The 7,460-nt window shown below is 70.8% G+C and carries 6 protein-coding genes and 2 pseudogenes; 5 read left to right on the top strand and 3 right to left on the bottom strand.

Annotated features, from left to right (window positions below; translation table 11 throughout):
* Positions 1-395: 395 nt before the first annotated feature.
* The 3 genes from VG276_22655 (at position 396) to VG276_22645 (ending at position 2,138) form a co-directional block, all read left to right on the top strand.
* Positions 396-653, top strand: coding sequence for a hypothetical protein (locus tag VG276_22655; GenBank protein HEV8652114.1), 258 nt, complete (start codon positions 396-398; stop codon positions 651-653).
* A gap of 127 nt (positions 654-780) precedes the next feature.
* Positions 781-1,266, top strand: a complete 486-nt coding sequence (locus VG276_22650; protein HEV8652113.1) for a site-specific integrase — start codon at positions 781-783, stop codon at positions 1,264-1,266.
* Between the two features lie 359 nt (positions 1,267-1,625).
* Complete coding sequence (locus VG276_22645) at positions 1,626-2,138, top strand: hypothetical protein (GenBank protein HEV8652112.1); 513 nt, start codon at positions 1,626-1,628, stop codon at positions 2,136-2,138.
* 7 nt (positions 2,139-2,145) lie between these two features.
* Here the strand turns inward: VG276_22645 and VG276_22640 are convergent, their stop codons facing one another.
* A complete protein-coding gene (locus tag VG276_22640; GenBank protein ID HEV8652111.1) occupies positions 2,146-2,640 on the bottom strand; it encodes a hypothetical protein in 495 nt (164 codons plus the stop codon).
* A gap of 300 nt (positions 2,641-2,940) precedes the next feature.
* On the opposite strand from VG276_22640, the gene VG276_22635 reads away from it, so the two are divergent.
* Both VG276_22635 and VG276_22630 read left to right on the top strand, forming a co-directional pair.
* Positions 2,941-6,159, top strand: coding sequence for a CHAT domain-containing protein (locus VG276_22635; GenBank protein ID HEV8652110.1), 3,219 nt, complete (start codon positions 2,941-2,943; stop codon positions 6,157-6,159).
* 64 nt (positions 6,160-6,223) lie between these two features.
* Positions 6,224-6,395, top strand: a pseudogene (locus VG276_22630) (AAA family ATPase).
* Positions 6,396-6,455: 60 nt separating this feature from the next.
* Here VG276_22630 and VG276_22625 read toward each other — a convergent pair.
* Positions 6,456-6,668: pseudogene (locus tag VG276_22625) on the bottom strand (cation-transporting P-type ATPase).
* Positions 6,669-6,978: 310 nt separating this feature from the next.
* Positions 6,979-7,460 (bottom strand): hypothetical protein (locus VG276_22620; protein HEV8652109.1); only part of this gene is annotated, 482 nt, incomplete at its 5' end.

The raw sequence follows: 7,460 nt of genomic DNA, 5'->3' as shown, positions 1-7,460 counted from the left end.
CCCCGAGAACGTGTTCCACAACAACAAGAACATCCAGCCCAGCACGCCGGCGCAGTGATCGCTCACCGCATCAACTCGTGTCGCGGACCCCAGACGCGACCGCCCCACAACGCCGGCTGGGCGGCGTTGCAGAGAGTCGCCGACCCGGGTTGCGCTGCCTGCCGCGAGTGCGCCCGAACGACGGCTGGGGGCGCGCCGAGGACGCGCCAGAAGCTCCGTCGAGTAGCGCTGCTCTGCGGTCCAAGGAGCCGCGTTGCCCGGGTCGGCTTCCCACGAGACGCCGGGGAAGCTCCTGGATCTTCTACCGGATCTTCTACCGGATGACCCGACAGCGGCCGGTTCGAGGTGGCAGTGTCCAGCGCTTCGCCGCTGTGAAGTCCCAGGTCAGCGCACCTGTGCGTCAGTTGCCGACACCCGCCGTCATACCGACCAACCAACTCGTAACCGCCAGCTTCACGGCGTGGTACCGGTTCGCGGTCGCGCGGGCGTGGCTGGCCGCCATGCGCCTGCTCCCCTGGCCACTGATAGGGTTTGTGAACGACGCCCACCACCGGGGGGTGCTGCGCCAGACCGGGGCGGTCTACCAGTTCCGCCACGCCCGCCTCCAAGACCACCTTGCCGATATCAGCCCGGCATCCCACACCGACCGCTGACCATCACCGATGCTTCCCCGGAACTCGCTCATTGGTTCGTGCTGGACAGGCAACCACGCACGGGTTCCACGGCTGACACGCTCAGGAATCCGGGAACCCGCGCGCATTCAAGGGCAGCGCGGTCGACGTGATCGTGTGGCGGACCGGCACCGCCCGGCTGCTGCCCCGGCTGCTCAAAGGCCGCCGCAGCGGCCCGGTGTTCCTCACCGACCGGCGCGCCCGAGTCCAGCTCCCACCCAGCGACCTCGACCCCGATGGCGGCCAGGCCCGACTGTCGTACCGCCGCGCCGCCGAGCTGTTCGAGCAGGCCACCCGGCCCCTGGCCAACCCGGGCATCATCGATCCGGCGCAGCTGGAGCGGCGGGGCGGCTGGTCGCTCCACCAATTGCGGCACAGCGCGCTCACCCATGCCGCCGAGGACGGCGCCAACACCGCCACCCTGCTCAGCTACTCGGGGCACACCGCGGTCGCTTCGCTGGCCCGCTACGCCCCGTCTCCCCGGAGGCTCTGGCCCGCTGGCAACAGCAACGCGATCCAGCCCGTCGCCGCCTCTAACGCAATCGTCGCAACGACGCAACTCTCTATGCATCGTGTTCCGGGCGAGTGCTGGTGACACCGACCCGAGCGGGAAGGCCTCCCTGTGGCCCCTGTCAGCCTTATACCTACCGCCAAAACCGGTTCCGAAGTTCCCCGACCCCCGATACGGCGTCGACGTACTGCGGCGGTGAGCCGGACAATGGGACCGTGCCTTCGGTCGAGCGACGCGCTGAGGGGAGGTCGCCAGCTGTGCGAGCGTCCCTTGTGCGCAGCGGTCAGGTGCAGCCGGAAGAAACCGAGCCTGTCGGCGACGAGATCCGGGTCGCGGTGCAGCTGCTGGCGGCCGGTGCACCGAACCGGCAGGTCGAGTCGGTGTGGGACCAGATCCTCGCCCGGCTCGCACAACGACGGGCGTCCCCCGCCCAACGGGCGCAGGTGCTCACCGACGCCGCCGGTGTACGGATCCGACTCTATGAACGGCACGGCGACCGGCGACTGCTGGACAAGAGCATCGCCCTGCTGGAGGAGGCGGTGACGCTTGCTCCGCAGGGGTCGGTACCGGACGCGCTCGCCTCAAGCTACCTCGGCGTGGCGTACGGTCACCGCTTCGACCTCACCCGCGAGCCCCGTGACCTGCGACGCGCGGTCGAACTGGCCAACCGCAGCATCAAGGCGACCTCCACCGCGGATTTCCGGGCACCGATCTACGTGCTCAACCTCGGTGTGCAGTCGGTGCGCGTGTTCGACGAGACGGGCAGCGGCGAGGCGCTGGAGGGTGCGATAGGGGTGCTGACGGAGGCGGCGAAGACCCGACCCGGCTCACCGGTCCACCGCAGCGCCGCGGCGCTGCTCGCCGACCTGTACCTGGAGCGGTACAGTCGCGACCTGCGCCCGTCGGACCTGGAGCGGTCGAAAGCATGGGACCGCCTGGCGAACCCTCTCGTGTAGGGGGCGGTCACAGGATGACCAGGACGCTGACCGCCACGAGCAGCACACCGATCACCTGGAACGCGACGGCCGCCACCAGGAGCCCGGCTTTCACGTCGTTGACCCGTTGACTGTCGGCCAGTTCGACCAGCCGGGAGATCGCCGTCTTTTTCCGGGCGAAATCGTTGTCGTGCTTCCATAGCTCGGGTAGCTGCCGGGCGAGTTGGACCGGGTCGGTCAGCCTGGTACGGCGCGGAACGTACGTGCCGATCGCGAGCATGGCGCCGATGACGAAGGCGACCGTGGCGACCGCCAGCAGCTTGCGTGGGCCGCTGCTCAACACGAAGCTCTGCTGCTTGGTGGCCAGGGCTGACAGGGCGAACAGGAGCGTGACCAGTGCGCCCGAGGAGGTGATCACCGACGCGCCCCGCGCCTCGAGGGACGCGCGGCGGGCGTCCTCAGTGGTCGCCAGCTCCTTGACGTAGTCGGGGAAGACCGTCTGCTCGGCCTGGCTGTCAGCCACCGGAGCCAGCCGCGGGTCTACCCTCGTCCCGCCCGGCGGCGGTGCCGTCCTCGGCATCGTCGTCCACGCCGCTCCGGTCGGTGCCGTCACGACGGCCGAAGAGCCAGCGTGGCTCTCCGTCGCGGCGGCCACCTCGCAGTTTTCTGATCGTCGGAAGGGGACCCCACGGATCGTCGGTCGCGGGGTCATCATTGTCGGACGTGCCCGGCTGCACGGGCGACTGATCCATACCCGCCACCTCGCTTCGCACGGCTCACGCCGCTCTACTCGCTGAGTGCCACGACATCTTACCCTTTGGTGATGAGCCTCGTTTCGGACCTGCTCCTGCCAATGCGGTGGCGGAAGTATCGAGCATTTCTCGACCGCCACGAGGGGGATCTGCTCGCCGACAGCGTCGACGGTCAGCTTGCGGTCATCGCCCACCGCTACCGCACAGACATCGACTTCGCCGAGCGCATCGGCGTGGTCCGCCAGTGTCTGGAGCTGGGGCGCTTCGACGGCTTCGACGGGCGCCGCCGGCCGCTGTCGTATTACTTCAAGGGCTTCTTCGGGCCGCACGGACAGATGCGGGAATGGGTCGCACCGCAGCCGCCCGAGGACGAGCCCGATCCGTTCCTGGGGCAGCTGTCGGCCGTGATGTCCGCCCTGCTGGTCGCGCCCACCTGGGAGCTGCGGCGGCGGATCCTTCTCGGCTACCCGCACCTGGTCCACGAAGGCCATCTGGAGGCCAGCCTCACGCCGTTGCGCGAGCAGGACAGCTGGACGGAGGTCGCCGATGCGCTGCTCGCTGTCGTGGCGGCCGCCCGTGCGGGCCGGCTGCAGGAGGCGGTCTGGCATGCACCCGCGACCGCCTTCGTCCGGGTCACCGACGACGGGCAGGCCGAGCAGTTCACCGTGGACGAATGGCGGCAGCTGGCTCTTTTGCAGTACGCCGAGACGCCGGCCTGGCACCGGCGGCGCGAGCTGCTCAATGAGTACCGGGACGTTCTGCTCGCCCCGGGCGGGGAGCTCGACGAGCGGCTGGATGAGGTGTGGGACGCCATCGGGGAGTCGGTGTCGCAGCCTTCGCTGGGCGTCGCCCGGGGCGTATTCGACGATGCTCGCCGCCACGGCGTTGACGCAGCGTTCACCGGTCCGTTGCCGCCCACCCAGGTACTGATGGCCGACGCGGTCTGGGCGTTCGGCGCCAGCGGCGGCGGCCTGCGGCGGATAGCCGATCTTCGCCGGCTCGCGCACTTCTACGATCCCGGCGTGTTCCCCACGTTCCATGCCCGGGTCGCCATCCAGCTGGCGCATGCGCTGCGCGCCCGTACCGAGGGAGAGCTGCAGGCCGTGTTCACCGAGGACGCCGTGCGTTGGGCCCGCGCCGCCGTCAACGATGTGGCCTTCGCCGACGGCGCCGAGCTGTGGCGCGAGGCATACCGGGCGCTGGGCGCGGCGCATCGCGACCGCATCCGGGGGGAACCGGCGCGGCACGCCGAGGCGGCGATCGGATGCTTCGAGAAGTCGCTTCGTGCCGCCCTGGCGGCAGGCGAGCGCCGGGAGTCGGGCGTGGACGCCGTCGAGCTGAGCATGTGCTATTTCGGCCGGCAAATGGGGTCCCGCACGGACAACGTCGAGCTGTCGATCAGGTACGCGCGGCAGGGTCTAGTGGCGCTGCGTGACGCGGATCGGGACGTCCGGGTGTGGGCGCAGGTGCAGCTGGCCACCGCGCTGACCCAACGCCACCTGGGCCAGCAGGAGGAGAGCCGAGCGGCGGCGGCCGAAATCTACGAGAGCGCCCTACGGGAACTCTCGGCGGAGGAGGATCCGCGCACCTGGGCCGGGGTCAAGGTCAATCTCGGGTCGCTCTACTCAGTCATGGGAAGCCGGTACGCTGACGCCGCACTGAACCACCTCACCGACGCGCTGACCGTGCATCGGCGCGACACCGACGCGTATGGGTGGGCGCAGACCCAGCGCGCGCTGGGAGTGGCTTACGTCCGCAACCGGGGCGACGAACCCGACGGGCAGGAGCGCGCGAAGAGCCACTTCGCGGCCGCTCTGGAGGTCTTCACCGGCGAGGCCTTTCCCGCCCTGCGTCGACGCTGCCTGGTGGAATCCGGCGGCGTCTCATTCCGGCAGCGGCGCTGGGCGGAGGCGCTGGAGAAGCTGCAGGAGGCGATCGCGCTCAGCGACTACCTGCGGGACGGGCTGCGCACCGAAGAGGGGCGGCTGGCGGAAAGTGCCGACATGCGGGGAGTCTACGAACGAGCCGCGTACTGTCACGTGCGGCTGGGCCGGCCCGCAGAGGGCCTGCAGCTCATCGACGCGGGCAAGACGCGGGGTATGCGGGTCGTCATCGGAGGTGAGATTCCCCCCGTGCTCTCGGTGGAGAACATCCGCGCGATCGCAGACCAGGAGCCGGTCACCGTCATTCCTCTGGTCACCTCCCAGGGTTCGTGCATGTTCCTGTTGACCAGTGACCCGGCCGAGCCACCCGAAGGCCGCATCGTCCCGCTGCCGGACCTCACCGACGCCGACATAACCGACCTGCTCGACGGCACCGAGCAGACCATCGGCTGGCTGTTCGCCTACCGGGGCTGGCGGCTGCTCCACGACGAGCTCGGCAACGGCGATCAGGAAACCGCCGACCGGACGGAGGCCGCGTATCGGCAGGCCCACCAGACCTGGGCCACCACCATCACCGAGGGCTGCGCGACCCTGTGGCGGCGGCTGATGGCGCCGCTGTCTGAGGCCCTCACCGATGCCGGCGTGCCAGCCGGGACACCGGTGCGGATCCTGCCCTCGCGAGGCCTGTACCTACTACCCCTGCATGCCGCCTGGCGGATGTGCGACGGTCGCCCACGCGCATTCCTCGAGGATCATCCGGTCAGCTACGCCCCCAGCATGTGGGCACTGGCGCGCGCCCGCGCGGGGCGGGAAGAGCGGGACCTGGCGGACGAGCGGCTCCTCGTGGTCGTCGACTCGACCGGCACGCTGCCCGACGCCGAGACCGAGGCCGACGGCATCGCCGCGGTGTTCGGCTCCGCGGCCACCCGGGCGGCGTCCGCAGCCGTCGTCGAGGACCTCCCCGCGGCCGTTCATGGCGTGACCTACCTGCACTTCGCCTGCCACGGCAGCTACACGTGGGGCGATCCCACCGCGTCCGGCCTGGTCATGGACGCCGAGCGGCTGCTGGCGGTTCGCGAGATCGCCGCGCTGCCGCTGGGTAGCACACGGCTGGTGACGCTGTCGTCCTGCGAGAGCGGGATCATCGACGCCGACCAGGTACCCAACGAGTACCTGGGGCTGGGTGGCAGCTTCCTGCGCGCGGGTGCGGCCACCGTGGTCAGCAGCCTCTGGAGCGTCGACGACGAATCCACCGCTGAAATCATGGCGGGGTTCTACCGGTACCTGCATCATGACAAGCTGGGTGTGGCCGAGGCGTTGCGTCGCGCGCAGCTGGACACGATCCGTGGCGGGCGGTTCCGCCATCCGTTCTTCTGGGCACCCTTCGTCGCGGTCGGGGCATGCTGAGGCGAACCTCAGCGCTGCTGGGCGGATGCGACGCACCGCCCTGCCGCGTCCGAGCCGCCAGCGCGGCGGCCTGTCGCGCCAGATCGAGGCGATCCGCGACGCGGTCGAGCTGCCGTTCCTGCATGCCGACCTGTACCTGGAGCACCAGCTCAAGCCGCCCAAGGGCATCCTGCTGTAGCCCGCCGGGCTGCGGCAAGACGCTGATCGCCAAGGCGGTGGCCAACTCGCTCGCCAAGGCGGTAGACCCAGCCGCGCCAGTCGCCGGCCAGCAGCGGCGGGATCGTGGCGACCAGCACGGCCAGGGCGACCATCGCCGGGGTGTAGATGGCGCCGAAGCGGTCGGCGAAGCGCTGCGCGCGGCCCTTGTGGGCCTGGGCCTGCTCGACCCGGCGGATGATGGGGGCCAGCATGGTGTCCTGGTAGGGCGTGGTGACCTTGAGGCTCAGCGCGCCGGTGCCGTTGACCGATCCGCCGAACACGCTCGTGCCAGGGGTGACCTCGACGGGCAGGGACTCGCCGGTGACCGGGCTGTGGTCGACCGCCGAGGCGCCGGGATGATCACGCCGTCGGTGGGCAGCCGCTCCCCGGGCCGCACCAGCACCACCTCGACCCCGGCCAGCAGACCCTGATCGAGGTCACCTTCCGGACCGCGGTCGACGGCCCCGGCCGCCACGGTGAGGCGATCGACGTGCTCGCCAACGACCCGCGCCTGCCGCACCACCGCCCGCCCTGCACGATGTGTGGTTCCTGATCACCGTCAGGTGAGCGCCGCACCGGCGAGCCGCTCCGCTCATCGTTGCGCCGAACTGACCAGCACGCTCATCGACGCGGCTTTCGAGGCCGGGTCGCGCCACTGGCGGCGGGAGGCCACGGTCCCGGCAGGCGGTTGACCTCTGCCATGAGCTCCCGGTTGGTCGCCCTGGCGGCCTCCAGCTCCTCGGTGCGCTCCTGGAGCTGCTGGCGCAGATCCGCCGTGGTCTGCTCGAGTTCGCCGACGCGACGGCGCAGCGCCTCGGTCTGGTCTGGGCCGCCGAGGCCGCTGGCGCGGAAGATCTCCTCGCCGAGCGCGTCCGACAGGCGTCTGGCGAGCTTGGCGTTGTGGCGGCGCAGCCGCTCGTTGTGGGCGCGGAGGTTGGCCAGGTCGGCCAGCCGCGACTGGCGGCTGGCCTGGGCGGCGCGCGGCAGCGAGGCGTCCGGCGGTGCCTGGGCGGCGCGCGGCAGCGAGGCGTCCGGCGGTGCCTGGGCGGCGCGCGGCAGCGAGGCGTCCGGCGGTGCCTGGGCGGCGCGCGGCAGCGAGGCGT

It is taken from the genome of Actinomycetes bacterium, assembly GCA_036000965.1.
Lineage (GTDB): Bacteria > Actinomycetota > CALGFH01 > CALGFH01 > CALGFH01 > DASYUT01.
This window is presented reverse-complemented; position numbering and strand designations above follow the sequence as displayed.